The sequence below is a fragment of the Rhizobium sp. L51/94 genome, assembly GCF_019355555.1.
GTDB lineage: Bacteria > Pseudomonadota > Alphaproteobacteria > Rhizobiales > Rhizobiaceae > Rhizobium > Rhizobium rhododendri.
Window position 1 is genome coordinate 1,057,671 of record NZ_CP072142.1, and the last position, 19,668, is coordinate 1,077,338.

Annotated in this window: 18 protein-coding genes and 3 pseudogenes; 6 read left to right on the plus strand and 15 right to left on the minus strand. The window is 57.3% G+C overall.

Features of this window, described 5'->3' with window-relative positions; genetic code table 11:
* Positions 1 to 145 precede the first annotated feature (145 nt).
* Together J5274_RS22810 and J5274_RS22815 are read right to left on the minus strand one after the other, a co-directional pair.
* Positions 146 to 919 carry a sulfite exporter TauE/SafE family protein gene (locus tag J5274_RS22810; RefSeq protein ID WP_219275235.1) on the minus strand — a complete coding sequence of 258 codons (774 nt, stop codon included), beginning with the start codon at positions 917 to 919 and terminating at the stop codon, positions 146 to 148.
* A 1-nt stretch (position 920) separates the two neighbouring features.
* Entirely contained in the window at positions 921 to 1,226 is a 306-nt protein-coding gene (locus J5274_RS22815; protein WP_224129375.1) for a YciI family protein, read from the minus strand.
* Positions 1,227 to 1,310: 84 nt separating this feature from the next.
* Here J5274_RS22815 and J5274_RS22820 point away from each other — a divergent pair, with 84 nt between their 5' ends.
* Entirely contained in the window at positions 1,311 to 2,255 is a 945-nt protein-coding gene (locus J5274_RS22820; protein WP_219275236.1) for a LysR family transcriptional regulator, read from the plus strand.
* Positions 2,256 to 2,269: 14 nt separating this feature from the next.
* On the opposite strand, the gene J5274_RS22825 is transcribed toward J5274_RS22820, so the two are convergent.
* Positions 2,270 to 3,190, minus strand: a complete 921-nt coding sequence (locus tag J5274_RS22825; protein ID WP_219275237.1) for a DMT family transporter — start codon at positions 3,188 to 3,190, stop codon at positions 2,270 to 2,272.
* Between the two features lie 70 nt (positions 3,191 to 3,260).
* Positions 3,261 to 4,228 (minus strand): annotated as a pseudogene (locus tag J5274_RS29415) (quinone oxidoreductase).
* 93 nt (positions 4,229 to 4,321) lie between these two features.
* On the opposite strand from J5274_RS29415, the gene J5274_RS22840 reads away from it, so the two are divergent.
* Positions 4,322 to 5,170, plus strand: a complete 849-nt coding sequence (locus J5274_RS22840) for a LysR family transcriptional regulator (RefSeq protein WP_219275240.1) — start codon at positions 4,322 to 4,324, stop codon at positions 5,168 to 5,170.
* Positions 5,171 to 5,312: 142 nt separating this feature from the next.
* Here the strand turns inward: J5274_RS22840 and J5274_RS22845 are convergent, their stop codons facing one another.
* Positions 5,313 to 7,133 carry an ABC transporter ATP-binding protein gene (locus J5274_RS22845; protein ID WP_219275241.1) on the minus strand — a complete coding sequence of 607 codons (1,821 nt, stop codon included), beginning with the start codon at positions 7,131 to 7,133 and terminating at the stop codon, positions 5,313 to 5,315.
* A 686-nt stretch (positions 7,134 to 7,819) separates the two neighbouring features.
* Here J5274_RS22845 and J5274_RS22850 point away from each other — a divergent pair.
* Positions 7,820 to 8,086, plus strand: a complete 267-nt coding sequence (locus tag J5274_RS22850; protein WP_142832153.1) for a hypothetical protein — start codon at positions 7,820 to 7,822, stop codon at positions 8,084 to 8,086.
* A 128-nt stretch (positions 8,087 to 8,214) separates the two neighbouring features.
* Here the strand turns inward: J5274_RS22850 and J5274_RS22855 are convergent, their stop codons facing one another.
* Positions 8,215 to 8,838 (minus strand): plasmid pRiA4b ORF-3 family protein, encoded by a 624-nt coding sequence (locus tag J5274_RS22855; RefSeq protein WP_219275686.1) that lies wholly within the window; start codon positions 8,836 to 8,838, stop codon positions 8,215 to 8,217.
* A gap of 391 nt (positions 8,839 to 9,229) precedes the next feature.
* Between J5274_RS22855 and J5274_RS29000 the strand changes: the two are divergent.
* A pseudogene (locus J5274_RS29000) lies at positions 9,230 to 9,463 on the plus strand (exonuclease); the annotation flags it as partial.
* Between the two features lie 59 nt (positions 9,464 to 9,522).
* On the opposite strand, the pseudogene J5274_RS29420 reads toward J5274_RS29000, so the two are convergent.
* Positions 9,523 to 9,582 (minus strand): annotated as a pseudogene (locus J5274_RS29420) (hypothetical protein); the annotation flags it as partial.
* A gap of 173 nt (positions 9,583 to 9,755) precedes the next feature.
* On the opposite strand from J5274_RS29420, the gene J5274_RS22865 reads away from it, so the two are divergent.
* Positions 9,756 to 11,060, plus strand: coding sequence for a folylpolyglutamate synthase/dihydrofolate synthase family protein (locus tag J5274_RS22865; RefSeq protein ID WP_219275242.1), 1,305 nt, complete (start codon positions 9,756 to 9,758; stop codon positions 11,058 to 11,060).
* 309 nt (positions 11,061 to 11,369) lie between these two features.
* Here the strand turns inward: J5274_RS22865 and J5274_RS22870 are convergent, their stop codons facing one another.
* The 7 genes from J5274_RS22870 to J5274_RS22900 all read right to left on the minus strand — a co-directional run bounded on the left by J5274_RS22870 (position 11,370) and on the right by J5274_RS22900 (position 18,634).
* A complete protein-coding gene (locus tag J5274_RS22870) occupies positions 11,370 to 12,128 on the minus strand; it encodes a hypothetical protein (protein WP_219275243.1) in 759 nt (252 codons plus the stop codon).
* A 43-nt stretch (positions 12,129 to 12,171) separates the two neighbouring features.
* Entirely contained in the window at positions 12,172 to 13,194 is a 1,023-nt protein-coding gene (locus tag J5274_RS22875) for an ABC transporter ATP-binding protein (RefSeq protein ID WP_219275244.1), read from the minus strand.
* A gap of 119 nt (positions 13,195 to 13,313) precedes the next feature.
* Positions 13,314 to 14,402 (minus strand): Gfo/Idh/MocA family protein, encoded by a 1,089-nt coding sequence (locus J5274_RS22880; RefSeq protein ID WP_142831128.1) that lies wholly within the window; start codon positions 14,400 to 14,402, stop codon positions 13,314 to 13,316.
* A 16-nt stretch (positions 14,403 to 14,418) separates the two neighbouring features.
* Positions 14,419 to 15,330 carry a carbohydrate ABC transporter permease gene (locus tag J5274_RS22885; protein WP_209186046.1) on the minus strand — a complete coding sequence of 304 codons (912 nt, stop codon included), beginning with the start codon at positions 15,328 to 15,330 and terminating at the stop codon, positions 14,419 to 14,421.
* Between the two features lie 2 nt (positions 15,331 to 15,332).
* Positions 15,333 to 16,238, minus strand: a complete 906-nt coding sequence (locus J5274_RS22890) for a carbohydrate ABC transporter permease (protein ID WP_224129379.1) — start codon at positions 16,236 to 16,238, stop codon at positions 15,333 to 15,335.
* A 12-nt stretch (positions 16,239 to 16,250) separates the two neighbouring features.
* On the minus strand, positions 16,251 to 17,174 hold the full coding sequence (locus J5274_RS22895) for a sugar phosphate isomerase/epimerase (protein WP_142831130.1): 924 nt from the start codon (positions 17,172 to 17,174) through the stop codon (positions 16,251 to 16,253).
* Positions 17,175 to 17,323: 149 nt separating this feature from the next.
* On the minus strand, positions 17,324 to 18,634 hold the full coding sequence (locus J5274_RS22900) for an ABC transporter substrate-binding protein (protein WP_257625693.1): 1,311 nt from the start codon (positions 18,632 to 18,634) through the stop codon (positions 17,324 to 17,326).
* A 49-nt stretch (positions 18,635 to 18,683) separates the two neighbouring features.
* On the opposite strand from J5274_RS22900, the gene J5274_RS22905 reads away from it, so the two are divergent.
* Positions 18,684 to 19,007: a hypothetical protein gene (locus J5274_RS22905; RefSeq protein WP_142831131.1), complete on the plus strand. Its 324-nt coding sequence runs from the start codon at positions 18,684 to 18,686 to the stop codon at positions 19,005 to 19,007.
* On the opposite strand, the gene J5274_RS22910 is transcribed toward J5274_RS22905, so the two are convergent.
* Positions 18,963 to 19,469, minus strand: a complete 507-nt coding sequence (locus J5274_RS22910) for a MarR family winged helix-turn-helix transcriptional regulator (RefSeq protein WP_142831132.1) — start codon at positions 19,467 to 19,469, stop codon at positions 18,963 to 18,965. The genes J5274_RS22905 and J5274_RS22910 overlap by 45 nt on opposite strands.
* Positions 19,470 to 19,668: the final 199 nt, after the last annotated feature.

Here is a 19,668-nt window from a genome sequence, read left to right on the forward strand (position 1 = left end):
ACGAAATGCCGCTCCTAAAAGGAGCGCCACCAAATGCTGAGGCTGATATTGGCAAGATCTATCATGCTAGATTAATGCCACATGACGCCGATATCTCGCAAGTGCCTTTACGAGGTTCGTGAACTTAAGAAATTGCAAGAACTCATTACCGCAGGATTTGGTCAAGGACCGGCAAGCTGAATACGGCTGCCGCCGAGATAAGGCCATAGCAAATCCAGCGGAAAACGGTCTCGCTCGCCCGCCCAAAAAGTTGCGAACCGAGGTATAGGCCCGATCCGTAAAGCGGCCCCGTCGTCAACGCGAAAACCACGACAAGTTCGGTAATCAGGCCGCCGATAACGTAGCTCGCTCCGGTCAGCACCGTGGAGATCGCAAAATACAGCACGATGTTTGCCCGTACGATCGCACTCGGGATCGACCCACCCAGCCAGTAGACAACCACCGGCGGCCCACCGATCTGGGCCGCTCCCGTAAACATGCCGGAAACTGCTCCGACGCCAATTGTCAGCGGAGCTGATGGTCGACCGTGGTATCTCCAACCAGAGACCAGAAGAATGAGGAGCAGCACAACGACCAGGACGATGATCCACCACACCGCGAGCGGATCAATCATCGTCAACATAGCGGTGCCAAGTGGGACTCCCATCGCTGCTCCGACGGCCATCGTCCAGACGCCCCGGCGATCTGAGCGCCGCCATGCATCCGGAATGAGTCCGACCGCGGTCACTGCGTCGATGATCAGGAGAAGCGGTGCCGCTGACTGAGGACCAATGACGGCACTTGCCAAAGGCATGAAGATCAAAGCCGTGCCAAAGCCGGAAAAGCCCCTTGCGAGCCCGGCGACGAGAGCCGATGCCAGCAGAAACAGAAACTGCTTCCCAGACAGGTTTGCCAGAACCAGGTTGGTGACGGTCTCCATCCTAGTCTTGTCTCCCGCCACGGGCGCCATCGGCAAAGACCTGCGTCCAGGCAAGCACCCGTACGGAGCGACGCAAACCTGTCAGCCAGAGGGGATCTACTTGCACAAGTGTCTCCACCTGCTCTCGGTCATCGGCTTGCACCACCCAGAGGCCACCGGCCGGAGTATCGTCGGCATCCCTGAGCGGACCTGCTGCCCTGATGACGGAAGCGTTGCGTTCCAGGAACTCGAGGTGGGCGGGCATGTGCTTTCGACGGATGTCGTCTGCGCGGTTGGCATCATCTTCAAACAGAACGGCGAAAAGCATGATCGTATCTCCCTGCGATGCGGCCACCTTACAACGGTATTTTTGCCGCTTCACACCGAACTATTGCCGGGATAGGCTGCAAAAATGCAGGCACTCGATTGGAACGATTTTCGGTATGTCCTCGCTCTTATGCGGGAAGGATCACAAGCTGCGGCCGCCCGGCAGCTTCGCGTCGATCCGACCACGGTTGCTCGCCGGTTGCGGGCGATTGAAACAGTACTTGGAGCGTCTCTGTTCGAGCGCGGTGCGGACGGGAGTATGCGTCTAAACCAGGCCGGCGAGATGGCGGCGAGGCGCGCGGAGAACGTCGAGGCCGAGCTTGGTGGGCTGAGGGAAGCGCTGCAGGGAGCCTATGCCTTAGCCAGCGGCACGGTGCGTGTGACGGCCGTCCCGCTTCTGATCAACCGGGTCTTGGTGCCAGCCGCGGCTGAACTGATGGCCCGGCATCCACAGCTACGCGTCGAATTGATCGCGGAATCCCGTGATCTCAACCTTACCCGGCGCGAAGCCGACATTGCGCTTCGACTTGCGAGGCCCACCGGCGATACTGGCAATAGGGTGCTTTCCAAGCGCATAGGCACGCTTGCTTACGCAGCCTATGTCGCGAATGATGTTGATGCCGGCACGGAAAAACTACCTTGGCTTACGTATGAGGAGGGAATGGCACATTTGCCGCAGGCCCGTTGGATCGCGAAAGCAATGGAGAAGGACGGCATACCTTCGCCCCTTGCGGTCAATGATGCCGAAGCGATGCTTCAAGGCGTCGAAGCTGGGCTTGGCCGCGGACTGCTGCCTTGTATCGTGGCAGATCAGATTTCGAGCCTAAGGCGCATACATCTCGATGAACCGGCATTTCCTGAACGCGAAATCTGGTTGTTGAGCCATCCTGATCTGCGTCACCTTGCGCGTATAGCCGCGGTCCTTGCCTGGATAGAGGCGTCGATCCGGAAGCTGGAGCTCGCATCCATGGTTGCAAAGGAACCGGGGTTTGCGAATCCCGAATTTCGTCTGACTTCCGAGTCTGAGTAAAGTTTGGCGTAAAATCAAGATTTCTGCGATGAAGCGTTTCCCCATCTGGCCACAATAATCGTCCCTAGCATTGTCATAACGCCGCCGACTACTGTTGCCATAGGCGGTTCATCGCCGAAAAAAATAAAGGCCAGTAAGGTTGCAAATGGCGCTATCAGGTAGATGAAGTTTGCGGCCACTCCGGCAGGCAATTCACCCAAGGCATAATTCCAAGCCAGGTAGGCGATGATTGTCGGAAATATCGCCAAGCCTGTCACAGCGATCATCGTCGAAGGCGAAGCCTGCATAAATTCCGTGACTGCATCTTTCGACCACGGCAGGAGGAACAGCGCCCCGAAGACCATAGTGTAGGCTGTGCAGGGGAGTGCTCCGTAAATCAGCACCAACGGCTTTTGCATAACGAAGTAGACGGCTGAACACAGCGCCGCGAGTAGAATGAATGTAGACCCGGCCCCAAAAGTCAGGTCGCCCGGTTGGTTCATGGCAATTATACTGACACCAGTAAAGCTCACAAGAAAACCCAGCCAGCCGACCAGTCTGAAACGCTCCCCAAGCAACATCCAGGCGAGCAAGGCCGTCAAAATGGGAATGACGTTTTCAATGAAGCTGGCCGCACCGACGGAGACCGTCGTCTGACCCGTGTTCAGAAAAACACTATATAGCGTGAAGCCGAACAGGCCGCAGATGGCAAAACGGACCATGTGCCGCAAGGATGGCAGCTGCGGGCGCCTCCAGAGCAGCCAACCGAGCGCGATAAGACCCGCTATTGCGAACCGCGCTGTGGCCAGAGGAATAGGCCGCATTTCCTTTAGCGAAAATGCAATGACGAGAAAGGCGGAAGACCAGGACAATACCGAGATGGCAACCGCAGCAAAAGCCAGACCCGTTCTACGAGATTTGTGCTTTTCTAGCCGTCTAAGGAGGAAGCTGGCCATCGTCCTGGTCCCGTTTTCAAGATTGCCTCAAATGTTCGTAGGTGGAGTTGATGGGAGCCAATCAGTGGCTTCACGGGACTAACACGAGGGTTCCAGTCGTTTCTCCATGTTCTAGCGCGTCCTGCGCGTTGCCTGCCTCAGTCAGCGGGTACTCGCTTGAAGTATTGGATAAGATCCCGCTGCGGATCGCAGCAAGTACGGCCTGCGCCCCCAGGCGATAGGTTTCTGGTTCCGCCGCATAGGCCATGACGCTGGGCCGTGCGACGGAAAGCGACCGTATCGGCCCCAGTTCCTCGACAGCTATGGGCGCTATCGGACCAGCCGCTTGCCCGATTGAGGCGACGACGCCAAACCGTTTGACGCAGCCAAGGGTCTTCCGCAGCGTTTCACCGCCGATACCATCTATCGCGAAATCGACACCCTTGCTGTTCGTCAGCCGGTGAACTTCCGTGATGATGTCCGTATCGCGACCGACGAGGACATGGTCTGCGCCGTTTGCGTAGGCAATGTCCGCCTTTTCGGACGTTCCCGTCGTACCGATAACGGTGCAGCCGAGTTGTTTTGCCCAGCGGGTCAGGACTGTACCGAGGCCGCCAGCCGCGGCATGAACCAGCAAGGTCGTCCCGTGCCGACCGCGTAGGTACGGGTTAATAGCATATGCGCTGTCAACCCTCGCAAGAAGGAGGCGGCTGCTGTTTTAGAACTGATGCCGGCAGGTAGTTTTACGGCACGCCAAGCTGGCAGAAGGCGGGTCGCGGCATATGCGCCAACACTACCTGCGTAGGCAACCCGGTCACCGATATTGATACCGTCAACTTCGGAGCCTACTGCCTCGACAACACCTGAGCCCTCCACGCCAAGCACAGCAGGCAGCGGCAAGGGATAAAGGCCAATACGCTGATATATGTCGATGAAGTTGACGCCGATCCCCTCGTGGCGAATGCGAATTTCGCCAGGGGCAGGCTGTAGCGGTGGGCAGGCGCTGACTCTGAGCCCATCGACACCGCCCGTGGCAATCAATTCAATTTTCTTGTCCATTTTACCGTCTCCCAAGTTCGAGAGAAGCTTTGCATATAGAAAGGTGATATAATATTCCCCAAATACTAACCTCCAATGTGAATATTTTAACCGATGAATTGGGACAATCTCCGCCACTTCCGAGCCTTGGCCGCCGCCGGTTCCCTGTCCGCCGCCGCGCGGATGCTTTCGGTCGAACATGCCACCGTTGCACGACGCGTTGCAACGTTGGAAGAGTTTCTTGGAATCCCGCTTGTTGACCGGCGAGGCCGCCGCTGGACTTTAACAGGGGAAGGCGAGCGGATAGCCGCTATTGCCAACAAAATGGAGGCCGAAGCACGAGCTGTCGAGAGAGCTGCCGATGGCGCTCGTTCCGAATTGTCCGGAACAGTCACAATCAGCGCGCCGCCCGCCCTTGCCGCGTATCTTCTCACAGCGCCGTTAGTAGAGTTGCAAAATCGTCATCCACGTTTGACAATCAGGCTTATTGGCGAGGCACGCACTGCTTCTCTTTATGGAGGAGAGGCAGACATTGCAATTCGGCTGACTCGGCCTGATTCAGGCGATCTGACAATTACAAAGTTGGGGAAGATGGACTTCCGGCTCTACGCCACCCCAAGCTATCTGGCGGTCACGACTGAAGAAAACTGGCGCTTCATTGGTTATGACGAGCCATTTGCTCGTGCTCCCCAGCAGGCAGCAATCGAAGCGTTTGCAAAGGGGCGATCATTTTCATTTTACGCGAGCAACCTCGAACTGCAGCAGGCTGCAGCGCGGTCCGGTGGAGGCATTGCCGCATTACCAGACTTCATGGGAGAACATGATGCAGCGTTGGCAACAGTCCCTTCCGGCGGGCTGCTGATCTCTCGCGACATATGGCTCGTGGTGCATTCAGATCTGAAGCGGGCAGCGCCGATCCAAGTCATTTCAAAACGATTGGTTGCAGTCTTTGCAGGATCATGAACAAAATCAGTTGTCGCGGTAGTCCAAAGCGTTGCCGCTTTTCAATCGTGGGTCAGAAGTTCATATCCTTTCAAGGCGAGGGGCCACCTAGCCTGTCGCGGTGGCCCCATTCTCTGGTGAGTAGGCTGGCTATTGCCTCTTGTCAGCCGATCAGCCCTCCGCTCGCGATGCCCTTCGTCAGATCCAGTGCCTGGCGCTCGAAAAGCCCCCGGTAGATACCGCTCTCGCGCCGGATCAGGCTAGCATGGGTGCCTTCCTCGGCAATATGTCCGTGTTTGAAGACTAGCAGCCGATCAAGCGCCCGCACTGTCGACAGCCGGTGAGCGACGACGAGTGTTGTACGGCCCTCCATTAGCTTCTCCATTGCCTCCTGGATGAGCATCTCCGACTCTGAATCGAGACTAGAGGTCGCCTCGTCGAGGATCAGGATGGGCGCGTCAGCCAGGAATGCCCGGGCGATGGCGATCCGTTGCCGTTCGCCACCGGAAAGTTTGATGCCACGTTCGCCGACTAGTGTCGAATAGCCCTTTGGCAACGCCTCTATGAAGTCATGGGCGCTGGCGAGCCGCGCGGCCGTTCTGATTTCTGCTTGCGTAGCGGTTGGTCTTGCGTAGGCGATATTCTCCGCCAGCGAGCGGTGAAACAGGATGGGTTCCTGCTGGACAATGGCGATCTGGCGGCGAAGAGAGGTCTGAGCCACCTTGGAAATATCCTGCCCGTCGATCAAGATTATCCCACCGTTGATATCATGCAGACGCTGGATCAGTTTGATGAAGGTTGTCTTTCCAGAGCCAGAATGGCCGACGAGGCCCACCCGTTCGCCAGGCTTGATGGTGACCGAGAAATCTTTGTAGAGCGGGGCGTGGTGGTTGCCATAGTGGAAGGTGACACGATCGAAGGTGATCAAGCCAGCTTCCACATGGAGCGCAGGTGCCCCGCGAACGTCTTCGACCCCCAAAGGCTGGGCATGGATGGTGACAAGCTCCTCCATGTCGTTGACCGAGCGCTGGAGGTTACGGATATGCATGCCGATTTCGCGCAGGTAGCCCTGTAGAATGAAAAACGCGGTCAGGACGAAGGTGATGTCGCCGGCATTGGCCTTGCCATTGGCCCAGAGCCAGAGGGCAAGGCCCAGCACGCACCCACGCAACAGGCTAAGCAGCGCATTCTGCGAGGTGCCGTTCAGGGTGCCCCGCGTCCAGGTCCGTCGTGTTCGATCTTGCCACTTGCGAGTGACGAGGGAGAGGCGCTCGTCTTCACGGCTTTCGGCACCAAAGGCTTTAACCACCGCATTACACGTCACCGCGTCGGCGAGCGCGCCTCCAAGACGCGTATCCCAACTGTTGGCCATGCTGGCCATCGGCGCGACATAGCGCAATGCCATCACCGCAGTGAACACAATAAAGAGGACTGAACCGGCGCCGACCAGCACTCCCATCATCGGCCAGTACCAAGTCATCAGGATCGTTGAGCCGATGAGCATCACCAGCGACGGGAATAGCGCTACGAAGACGGTGTCATTGAGGACGTCAAGCGCCCACATGCCGCGCGTCACCTTGCGCACGGTAGAGCCGGCGAAGCTGTTGGCATGCCATTCGCTCGAAAACCGCTGAATATGGGCGAAAGAGTCCGCGGCAATCTCAGACATCGACTTCAGGGTGAAGCCTATAATGGCAGTGAACGTCGCATGCCGTAGCATGACGGCGCCGATCGACAGTCCCATCAGCCAACAAAAGGCGTTGATGGCATTGCTCCATGTTGTGGCATCGCTCGCCTGCCCGGATACCACGGCATCGACCAGCCGACCGGAGAACAGAGGTGTCAGCACATCCGCAAGCGTCGAGAGCATGACAGTAAACAACATGAAAAGCGCACGGCCCGGCTGATGCTTCCAATGAGCCCAGCAAAAACGGAAGACGCTGCGAAAAGCCCCGCTGCGGCGGGATTTGATACCAAAAGCCATTGATATATCCGGCTCACGCCGGCTCCTTCACAGGGAAAAGGATGTCCGCGCAGAAACGCGCGAAACGGTTTTGTGAGGAATGATCGACGGGAGGGTGGCACCAGCCAATCAGGTTCTATCGCGTCGAAAAAACGCTGCAGGCTTCAGGCGAACTTCGCGTAAGCTGCTCGGGAGTTGTGAAAATTAGCCATCGAAAACTCCCTAGAACCGTGTTGATGATTGCCAATCCTAGATCGATTGGGGACGCAGGCCAAGTCGAACTCGGCTAGATTTTTGGCTAATCTTTGAGATGCGGCAAAGTTGCAACAGATCGCGGGCGGCACCTGCTCTCGATGCATTCCGGATTTCCATGGCCGGCCGCGCTGTCAAGGCAGGCCCAAATCTAGCCTCGCTCTCATCATGTTGGCGTCACAGACCAGCGCTATCAACCTCACAAAAAAGAGGGTGATCGCATGTGCCACGATGATTTGACGATGTCGGAAGTTCTCCATGATCCGGTGATCCGGCTCATGCTTCGTGCTGATCACGTGCCGTTGGGTGAATTTGCGAAGATCATGGAAAACGCCGCGCGGGCTAGAAATCTCGCGTCTCAGGATAGACGCGAGCGGCTCCCGCTCGAGGCTCGGCAATGAGGGTATAATGGCACAACAGAGTCGTTCGAACTTTGAGGACTAGGAGTGGTCAACATGACGCCCGACCGTTTCAGAGAATGCCTGAACCTCATCCGCTGGACATCGATTGATTTGGTAAACTCGCTGCATTGCGACCTTGCCTGGATCGAGGCGCTGGAGTCGGGAGAAGTCGCCATTCCGGGTGATATCGCAACATGGATTGAGACGTTGGCGCAATGCCACAGCGAGAATCAGCCGCCGACAACCCACCGAGCAGTATCGTTGACGCTTCTAAACTCTCCGGCGTTAAAAGGCGTTGGTCATCGAAGTCAGAACGCTTGAACCGTCGTCCTAAAGGACGCAGCAGTCGGTGCCCGAAGGTCTTACTACAGAGGGACAGGCTGTCGTTGCCTGGCGGAGTTGGCGAGAATACGTATTCCATCAGGACCGCCGCCTCGCACCCAGCTAACTCATTTCTTTGGGACAGACTTCGGCTTCGGTTGATACAAGCGCCGTTTCACGTTGGAGCGCAACGCATTGCGCAGATCCTTGTCGGCAGTCGAAAGGTCAAACCATACCGGATCGAAGTAGCCACCGCACCAACGGATGGTTTCATCATACTCCGGGTCTTCCCGGTCGGCGATGATCTCCAGGAACCGCTCATATCCCGACACGCCGCCGACATCCTCCGGTGGTCGCGCCCTTGCGCCTGCGACACAGCTCCCGTGCTTCGGCGTAGCAGTGAGCGTCAAGAACTCTTCAACCACGACGGTGTGCTGCCAGTCGTCCCCGAAATCATAATGGTAGCTGAACACGGAACCTTGCTCGAAGTCCAGCAAACGGACCTCTCTCTGATCGAAGACCCGAGGATCGTCGTCGGTGGCATCCTCCGTCAGGGTCTCGACTTCCCCATACCGCAGACCACCGATCCGGAACTCATAGAGATGATAGTTCCACCAGTTGAATGCAGCCTGAATTCCAAGATGCAGATGCTCTAGGGTCCATTGGACCGGCAGGACCAGCCGGCGCCAGACGTCTGGTTCGATCTCATCGATAGAAACTCTGATCTGGACAGCATTTGCGGCTTTGAACATTCCCCGAATGAACAAGATAGACGAAAGATCGTCAAGTCGGTCGGGGTGCGGCATGCCGGGAGGTTTTGCGGCGGCATGTGTTCGTCTTACATCAAGGGTAGTTGATAGGTCCGTATGCGTGCCTCTTTCATGAAAACCAGCCAGAACTGCCTTCCCGACAAGCCACCGGCCTCCATCCGGCGATGGGCGTCCGATGTAGCCGTGAGCGGATATACCGCTCTAGTGACCGGCTTAATCTCGTGGACAACCCTCGGCAGCGTTGGCGCCGCAATGAATCTGTAAATCGGGCGGGTTCATGGGGAATGCTATAGGGAGGCTTGTCCTATATCCGAAAGTGCAGTTATCTTTCTCGTAATGAGAAGCACTCGTCAACGCAGAGAAACGGTGACGTATGAAAACGGCAATCATATTTGACTGCGAGTTTCTTTGCTTGGAAGGATCGCAACGTCGGTTTTGGTGTGCAGCCCACGATCCGGATCCCGTGATCGCGCAGATCGGGGCGGTCAGGCTAGGGCTTGAAGGTGAATTTCCGATTATGGGGACATACAAGGCATATGTCCAGCCGATCGACAGGTTTGGCAACAGGTATGCAATCGATCCGTTCTTCATTAAACTGACCGGCCTCCACAAACCCGCCAGATTTTTCCGATCTTCCGCATTCGGCGTTCGTCCATTTGGCAGAGAAGATAACGCATGACGAATTTCGGCCAGCGGGATGCCGGCCTGCTGGGCGATTTTGATGATAGCATTAAGGCGTAAAACCTCTCGCGGGTAACGCCTTTGATTGCCGGGGTTGCGCGAAGGCCGATACTAATGTCGCATTGAACAGGTAGGTGTCCTGGGCGTGACGCTATAAAGCCATCATTCTTTTTTTAACTGGCATTGCGAACTTGTCTTCAACGTCATACGAGGCTTCCATGCCAGGACAGCACTACGCCGCCACGCTTCAGCGCCAGATTTCTAATCTCGATGGGTTGATGGATTGGGAGAGAGCAGATCGCAGTGGCGGAATGGACGTCGCCGTAAACCCGCTTTCAGACCTGTTGGACCTTCTTGGTCAGCCGCAAAAGCGTTTTCGCACGGTCCATATCGCTGGAACAAAGGGAAAAGGTTCTGTTGGGGCACTGATCGAAGCTGGTCTAAGTCGCGCGGGCCTTCGCGTCGGTCGCTTCTCCTCACCTCACGTCGAGCGGTACACCGAGCGATTTACTTTGGCCTGCACGCCGTTCGACGACTCTCTTTTAGGAGAGATGATTGGTCGGGCACTAGAAGCGCGGCTGCTGGCTCAGCAAAAGGGGCGGGTCGGTGGGGAGGTGACTCGGTTTGATATCGAGGTGCTCGCATCAATTCTAGGCTTTGCGACTTTGGAGCTTGAATGGGTCGTTTTGGAGTGCGGCTTGGGTGGTAAAAACGACTCTACCAATGCGATTGATGGGGAAATTGCAGTACTCACAAATGTTGATCTAGAACACACCGCAGTGTTGGGAAATACCAAAACAGCAATCGCAACGAACAAAGCGGGGATTATCAAGAGAGGATCGACCTTCGTCACCGGCGTTCCACGCATGAGTGCCGAGGGACAGGCCGTTCACGAAATCGCTGCCTCAATGCAGGCGCGTGAAGTCTTCGTCGATCTGTCAACGGGGCAGACGATTGCCCATCGCAATCTTGCTCTGGCGGAAGCGGTGCTCCATCAAATAGGAGAGCGTGGTGTCAGGGCACGCGCTGATGACCTTCCGAATGATCCGGTCGGAGGATGGGTGATTGATGCGCAGGCACGCGAGGCATCGGTACTACCTGGAAGGATGGAAATATTCACAATCCGAAAACCCTTTCCCCTCCCGGTGGTGTTGGATGGCGCGCATGTGCCCTTCAACCTCGAACAGGTCTTATCCGATCTCAATGCAATGCCCATTCTGTCGGGGCCATGTACAGTCGTAGCGGGATTTGCGTCCGACAAGGCAGCCAGCGACCTCATTGCCCTACTGGCACAGCGCGCGGAGCGGATCATATTTACGAAAGCCAAGAATGGCCCTCCTGCTTTCGATCCAAAGGCATTGACGCTGATTGCGAAGGACTATGGCGTAGTGTGCAGCGCTGTCGATAATGCGCCCGACGCACTTGCTGAAGCGATCCAAACCTCACATGGATGGATCCTTGTGACAGGCTCTCTTCATTTGGTCGGCGAGTTGCGTGCTGAGGTGCGCGAGCTCACTGAATGACGCAGCCCAGCGCCCCCAGTAAAAGATATGATATGGATTTACCCGCTGCGGGTGCCGACCAGACACCGCTGTTATCAAATGTTCCAGCAGGAGCGTATCCTCAAGGCTCATAGGTTTTCTTCATTTCCAGCAAGCTTCCGTAAAAGGCAGATGTGAATTCCTCAAGAGTCATAATGTGACCGCGGGTAACGCGGGCGGCTTCGCGCCAAGTGACAATGGCATCTGCCCGCTCTTCTTCGGTGAGGGTCAGATGTATCCGCATCATCCCAGGAGGAGGAGAATACCGTTCCGCACTATGCCAAGTTTGGGTCATTTCCTGTATTGAGTCGCGGATGCGTGCGAGCGAATATGCCATCTGGCCGTCAAAGAGATCGCGGGCCTCCTCGAATCCAGCGCGTCTGAAAAAGTCTCGATCCTTACCCCCAGGTCCAGATAATCTCGCGTACCAGCATCGAATTGGTTGATTGCACTCTCGTCACTTCCGAAAATGTGTTTCAACTGAGCAATGTTCTCATCGACATAATTCTCAAAGTCATCCAATTGAGGGTTAACTGCGCGATCGGCACGAAGACGATCAGCACGGATAGCAAGGCTTACAAGCTCACGGTGTCGTCGCTCCTGTCGGACGACAGTCCGTTCCATTGTGTAAACCGTCCAGCTCGCGGCGGCGACGGCAGCCAAGCCAGTAAGAAGTGTTTGGAAGTCGAAGATGGTATTGCGCCAGGGGTCGCCGCCGATCACCTCATTTGTGACGCGTGGCTGACCAAATAGGATAGGAGGTATCAGCGCACTGCCAGCAACGACAGCGAGAAGCCAGAACCATCTCCACCTACGACTTTTCATGCCCCAGCCCTTGCGCACAACACACTCGAGATAGAATTGCATGGGCCGTAAATTATCGAAAGGCCGCATTCGGAAAATCGCGACCAGCGACCACTCGTGCACTGGTGGCCGCATGTTTACTGTCGATGCTTTAATTGCAGCTTGAAATTCACGACTGCTTTTCTCCGCGTCATATCCTTTAGATCGGTAGAAGTTCCATAAATCACCCTTACGCGCCAACTTCATGATATTGCTTGGAAAACGTCTCACAGCGTGAGTGGTCAAGGGTTCAGATCGCATCAAGACCACCTATAGACATCGCCAGTCCCTTGTCGTCGAACCGGTGGACGCGGCTGCGGTCCGGGGTCATGTAGACGGTCTCGCCGGCCTTGACCGGGAATTCGCCGGTGCCGCGCGCGGTGATGTGGCCGATGCCCTCGACATCCACATGCAGGAAGGTGTCGGAGCCGAGATGCTCGGCGACGATGACCTTGCCCTGCCACACGCCGCTCTCCGTCGACAGCAGAATATGCTCCGGCCGGACGCCGACCGTCGGCGCACCGTAGGGCTCGGCATAGACGCCGGTGACGAAATTCATCTTCGGCGAGCCGATGAAGCCGGAAACGAAAAGGTTGGCCGGGTTCTTGTAGAGCTCCATCGGCGAGCCGACCTGCTCGATGTTGCCGCGGTTGAGCACGACGATCTTGTCGGCCATGGTCATGGCTTCGACCTGGTCGTGGGTGACGTAGACCATGGTCGTCTTCAGCTGCTGATGCAACTCGCTGATCTCGAGGCGCATGTTGACGCGCAGCGCCGCATCGAGGTTCGACAGGGGTTCGTCGAACAGGAAGGCCGACGGCTGGCGGACGATGGCGCGGCCGATGGCGACGCGTTGGCGCTGGCCGCCGGACAGCATGCGCGGTTTGCGGTCGAGATAATCGGTAAGGTTCAGCACGCGGGCTGCTTCCGCCACCTTGCGGTCGATCTCGTCCTTGGCCATTCCGCCCATCTTCAGCGGGAAGGCGATGTTGCTGCGCACGCTCATATGCGGATAGAGCGCATAGGACTGGAACACCATGGCAAGACCGCGCTCGGAAGGGCCGAGGCTCGTGCCGTCCTTGCCGTCGATGATGATCTTGCCGCCGGAGACATCTTCGAGACCGGCGATCAGGCGGAGCAGCGTCGACTTGCCGCAACCGGACGGGCCGACGAAAACGACGAATTCGCCGTCCTTGATTTCAAGGTCGATGGAAGGAATGACTTGGGCTTCGCCAAAGACCTTCGAAACCTTCTGAAGGGTAATGCTGCCCATGGTTCTCTCCCAGATATCTTATTTGAGCGCGCGGCGCTGAACGCATCAATCAAAATGTTCGGAAACATACGGCGCCGATAACCAATCCCGGTGTTTCAGTCAGCAACCAGCCCGCGGCGTCAGGCCGTCTTTCGCGGCAGCGCTTTGATGATCTTTTCCGCCAACTCCAGATCGTCCAACCCGCCCTGGAGCGGTGTTATCGGGGTTGCCGTGTCATGGATGCAGGCGACGAAGTGCTGCCACTGCTTGCGGAACGCGGTGTCGGGGGTGCCGGGCAATATTCTCTCGCTCGAATTTTCGCCGGACGCCTCGCGAAGGCGCACGGTGGCTGCAGCATTCCTGACATAGGGGTTCTGGAACTCGATGCGCATCTCGTGGGCTTCGCCATGGACTGTCATCCACTCGTCCCACCATTCGTACTGTGCACCGAAGGCAACCTCCAGCAGAGCCGGGACGCGGTCGGGAAAGCCGAGCACGGCCATGATGTGAGTAGGGCCGACCGCTTGCACATAGTCCACCGCTTCTGCGACGCCGAAGGCGCCGCGCAGGACTGCAAGATCGTGACTGCCGAGCATAAGCAGCGTCATGTAGAGATCATGATAAGCAGCATGATCCTCGCCTAGGAAGCGTCGGACGTCAGAGGCGACATCCGACTGCGTCTTGGCGATCAGAGCCGTGTCGACGTCCTTGCCCCGAACTTGGGTATAAAGTTGCTGGTAGCGATCGAAACGACCGGCAAAGTCGTGCATGTGGATCATCTTCGGCCGACCGATCCGGGCAAGCTGCTCGAGGCCGATCCGGTAGCCCGGATCATAGAGCTTCATGTAGCCGACGATGGCGACAAGCCCGCTGGCTTCAGCCGCCGCGACAAGCGGGCGGGCCTCTTCCGCGGTGAAGGCCAAGGGTTTTTCAACTATAATATGCTTACCGGCTGCGATGGCCGCCGATACTACAGGGCCATGATCGTAGGTGCAGATGACTACCGCGTCGACGGTCGGGTCGTTCAAAAGGTCGCGATAGTCCCGGTAACGTGCCGCCACGCCGTACTGCGTTCCGAGCGTATCCAGCACCGTCTGAGACAAGTCGCAGATCGCGGCGATCTTCAGCGTTGTGAGTTCCTGGAGAATCGGCAGGTGCATGAGCTGGGCGATCTCGCCGCAACCGATGACGCCGACGCCGATAGGAACTTTGGAAGAAGGTGAGCTCATTGATATGGACTTTCTCTCAGGACTTGACGGCGCCGGCGGTCAGACCGGCGATGAACTGCCGCTGCATCAGCACAAAGACGGCGATCACCGGCAGGGTTGTGATCGTCAGGGCGGCAAAATAGAGATTCCACATCGAGCCGTATTGCTGGAAGAATGCCACAAGCCCAAGCGGAATGGTCTGTACTGCAGGCTCACGCAGAAGCAGGAAGGAGAGGAAGAAGTCGTTCCAGATCTCGATGAAGCCGAAGATGATCACCAGCGCCAGGCCGGGGCGCACCAGCGGTAGCATGATCAACCAAAGGATCTGAAGGCGGTTCGCACCATCCATGCGCCCCGCATCCTCGAGTTCAATCGGGAGCGACAGGAAGAAGCTGCGTAGGATGAAGATGGACAGCGGCAGATTAGCTGCCGCATGAATAAGCGCCACGCCCAGACGGCTGTTGATCAAGCCCAGATCGCGCGCTGTCATGAACAGCGGAATGGCCATGACCTGCGGCGGCACGAGCATCGCCAAGACAATCAGCGCGAGGATGAGGTTGCGTCCGCGAAATGTCAGCCGTGACAGGGCATAGGCAGCAGGCGTCGCTGCCATCAGCAGCACCACAAGTGCGACACCGGTGACAATGATGCTGTTAAGGATGCGGTCGCCCATCCCGGAGACGCGCCAGGCCTCGACATAATTTTGCCAGATGAAACTGGATGGAGGTCCCCAGACATTGGCGATCACCTCGTCTTTGGTCTTGAATGAGCCGAACAGCACCCACACCAGGGGATAGAGCGTTTCCACCAAAACGATGGCCAGTACACCATAGACAAAGACCAGTTCGGCGACCGACCGACCGGCAAGGCGCTCCCTCCAGCGCAGATGCCGCGTCCGTCTTCGGCTTTCGCCATCGATATCGGGAGAAATGGCTGGATCGAGGGTCATGGTCACATGTCCACCTTTGCGCGGCGCATTAGTCCGAGAAGTGCGACGCAGCCCAGTGCTACGATCAGGAATAGCGCATAGCCCATGGCACTGGCGTAGCCCATATTGCCATCCTGGAAAGCGGTTTTGACCATCAGCGTCATGACGACCTCCGTGGCATGATTTGGTCCGCCCTGCGTCAGAACCTGAACAATGTCGAAGTTGCGCACGAAGGCTCCGGAGAGACCAAGGATCACGTTAATCAGAACGACCGGCATCATCAACGGCAGGGTCAGGTGACGAAAGCGAGAAAATGCCTTGGCGCCATCCATGCGGGCCGCCTCGTAGAGCTCCTGCGGTATCGTCTGCAGTCCGGCAAGATAGATCACCGCATGGAAGCCGAGCCATTTCCAGATATCGACCGCGACGATCGAGTAGAGCGCGATATCCGCATCGCCGAGCCACGACTGCTTAAGCCAGGAAAGGCCGACCAGATCGAGTGCGGCATTGAGAAGGCCGAAAACCGGATTGTAGATCCACGACCAGAGCAACCCGGTTGCCGCGAAAGATAGGGTGACGGGAATGAACACGGCTGCGCGGATTGGTCCGCGCAGAAAAATCGCTCTATCGAGCAGCATAGCCAGGCCTAGACCGAGCGTGTTCTTGAAGATCAGGATCAGAACGACGAAGATCAGGTTGTTCTCGATAGCGCCGAGAAACACGTGGTCGTGCAGCAGTCTGAGGTAATTGGTCAGACCGACGAAAGTCGGATTGGAAAAACCATCCCAGCGCGTCAGGCTGATCCACAGGCCCCGAAAGAATGGCCAAATGAAGAACAGCCCGAGCAGCGCCACTGCCGGCACCAGCATCAATGTCGCCACGATCGGGTCGCTGTCGAGCTGGATGCGTCGTTTGGGCGAGGTGGCCACGGCGCTTCTTCCTCAGCCCTTGAGGGGGTTGAGAGAAAGGCCGAGCGTTTCCGTGAGGTAGGCGATGCTCTCGATGGCGCTCTGCTCGGCGGTCTTCTGCGAGGCATCCAGCTCGACGATGGCGAGGCCGTCATAGTCGGCGTCGATCAGGACGTCGGCCAATCCGGGCAAATCGACGACCCCGGCGCCCAACTCGCAGAAAGCAGCGTAGCGCTCCGGGCCGACGAGGCTGTCGTCGACCTTGGTGTCCTTGAGATGCATGTAGCGCACCGCCGACACATAGGTCTTTAGCGCGTCCACCGGATCGGAGTGCGTCTGGGCTAGGTGGGCGGGGTCGATGCAAAGGCCGGCGTGTCGCGTATCCAGCTCGTCCATCATCCGGTCGAGCTGATCGCGACGCTCGATGAAGGTGTCGAGATGCGGATGATAGACCGTGGCGATGCCGAGATCGGCCGTTCGCCGCCCGATATCCTCGAGGGCTCGGCAAAACGCCTTGTAGTCATCCGCTGTGTGCTTGTTGCCCGATGCCTCGGATGGCCCGCCGCCGAGCACGAGAACCGGTGCACCGAAGCCTTTCAGAATGCGAGCGAGCGAGATCAGGCAACCGCGTTCGTATTCCCACAGCACCGGGTTGACGAAGGTGGCATTGACATAGAGCGACGACAGCCCGATGCCGAGATCGCTTTGCGCCTCGGATAGAAGCGCATAACGGCGCAAAATGTCGGTATCGGTGGTCACGCCGGGAGGGGCAAGGTTGCCGAGCTGCATGTATTTCCGGGCGAACTGATCGGACAGGCTGGTGAAAGCGAGGATCTCGAACCAGTTGAAACCTTGACCGGCTAGAAATTCAAGCGCGGGCCGCAGAGGCTGACCGGTGAGGTCCCAGCTGTTGAGATGATAACCGATGGAAAAACGCTGTCTGGCGGAACGGGTCATGGCCTGGGCCTTTCGTGCTAAGGCGGATAGGCTCGTCACTGCGACGAGAGTGTGCGTAGATGCGCAACGGCGCCGTGTCAGGCCGCGGCTGCAGGAAGAGGGCGACGGCGCGAAGAGATCCCGCGCCGTTCGCATGCTCGGGACGTGTGTCAGTCCTTCGGCGGCCAGTTGCCGTCATCCACCAGTTGCTTGAAGGCCGCCTCGACACTCTTTGCCGCGTCCTGGGGCGTCGTGGTGCCGCCTACGACGCCGGCGATACCCGATGCCACGGCGCTCGTGACTTCGCTCGGCCAGACCCAGTCGAGGAATTTGACAGTATCGGGGAACGTGTTCGCGCGCAGTTCCTTGGCATAGGGTTCGTCAACGCCATCGACACCCTTGATCGATGTGGCGATCGGCTGGTCTGCGTCCAGATAGATTTTTGCGATATCAGGCTTTGTCAGATAGGCAATGAAGTCGAGTGCAGGCTTGACCTTTTCGTCCGGAATGGAGGCGCTAAGGCACATGCCGTTGTCGGCGCCGCCGCCATGCTTAGGCGCCCCGGGCGTTCCAGGCATCTTCGGGAAGGGGAAGACGCCCCAGGTAAAGTTCTTGACGCTATCTTTTAGGGACGGAACTTCCCAAGTGCCGCCATAATACATCGCGCTCTTGCCGCTGGCGAAAGCGGCCCTCATGCCCTCCATGTCGACGGAAAGCGAATCCTTGGACAGAATGCCGTCGTCTGTCCATTGCTTGATCAACTGAAAGGCTTCGATGCTCTTGGCATCATCGAACGGTTCATTGCCTTCGAGTTGCTGTTGGGTGAGGCTCACCGCGTCGCCGCTCGATTGAGACAGGGTCTCGAAATACCACATCGGCCACATGACCGAATTGGCGCCCTGGTGCAGAAGCGGGATGACGCCGGCTGCCTTGAGCTTCGGCACCGCCGCCTTGAGGTCTTCATAGGTCGGAGGCGTCGGAATGCCGAGCTTCTTGAACAGACCGACATTGTAGAAGATCGTCGATGTTGACAGCGAACTGATCGGCACGCCGTAGATCTTGCCGTTGACCGTAAATGCTCCAAAGCTGGTGGCGTCGACATTGGCGGCGAACGGCTTCACATCGTCGGTTATCGGCTTCAGCAGACCGCGGCGTACATAGGCTCCATTGACCCAGAAGGCCGAGCAGGCAACCAGATCCATTTCCTGGCCCGACAGCTTGGCAGTCATCATACGCTGCAGCGAACCGGCTTGCGGCCCCTGCGCATCCCATTCGATGCTGGCTACTTCCGGATGCGCCTTGAGGAATCCGGAGATGATTTCGTCGCGGATCTTGGTCTGGACCTCAGGTTTTTCTCGAGGCGCCAAAACGTCAAGGGAGGAGCCGCCGAATACTTTCAGCGTGACGCCCGCCGCCTCGGCGGATATCGGAAGAGCAATAGCGGAAAGGCTGAGGGTGACGCTAAGGATACGCGCCGTCAACTTCCGATTTCGGTGCGTCATAAAATAGGAAGAATGCAAAGAAGTCAGCATGATAGAACCCCTTTTTTGCTTTATTTCGATGCCTTTGCATCTCGACCATATCGTTGATGGTCATACAAATAAGGATCAAGCGTTTGCACTTGTCAAGCACTTCGAAGCTAAGATTTTTATCGATGTGCAAGCCTTTGGCGATTCGCATGTCAGCTTGCAAGAATCCACGCGCGCCGCTACCGCCGCTGCTCTTCAGACTCGTTCGATTGTCAACGATATTTCAAGGCGTTGCCAGGATCAATCGTGCTGCTGCCATGCTGGCATGCGCTGCTTGATTTCACTCTGCGTCCGTCAGTTTTCCAAGCAGCTTGACAAAAGTTGATCGCTCTCGCGACGACAGCGGCGCCAAAAATTGCTCCACGGAGTCGATGCTGAGCTTAAGCAGCGGCAGGGTGTATTCGATGCCGACAGGCGTCAGGCTTAGCACGGACAGCCTTTGGTCGGTGCTGGACGGCGAGCTTTGCACGAGGCCGCTCTCCATCAGCTTGCGTACGACAATGCTGATGGTCGAGCGATCCATCGCGGTGATGCGACCGAGATGGTTTTGCGACAATTCGCCGTGTTTAAGCAGCGTTGCAAGGGCTGCGTGCTGGGTCGGCGTCAGATCGTAGCCTGTCATGGCATTCTGGAAGCAGGTCGTCGCGCGCTGATGGGCGCGACGGATCATATGGGCCGGATGGGTATCGAGATCGTAGCCCGACGCATCGTAAAGCGCCGCGATCTCCTGCGGTGAATGGGGCTGCGGCGCATTTGCGCTCGTCTTGTCATTCCTTACCGATGCCATCCGCGATCCTCCTCCGTCATGCACATCACGACCAACTCTGTCGATGGAATAGCCATCAAAAGCCGTTTCTGTGAAGAGCGCTACAGCAAGAACCCGGCAATTGAAATCGAGAATTGCGATCTATCGAAATATGAAAATGGCTTATTGACAAAGGCCAGCAATTAGATTGGATTGTATGAGTATCAACGAGTTTTGCAGC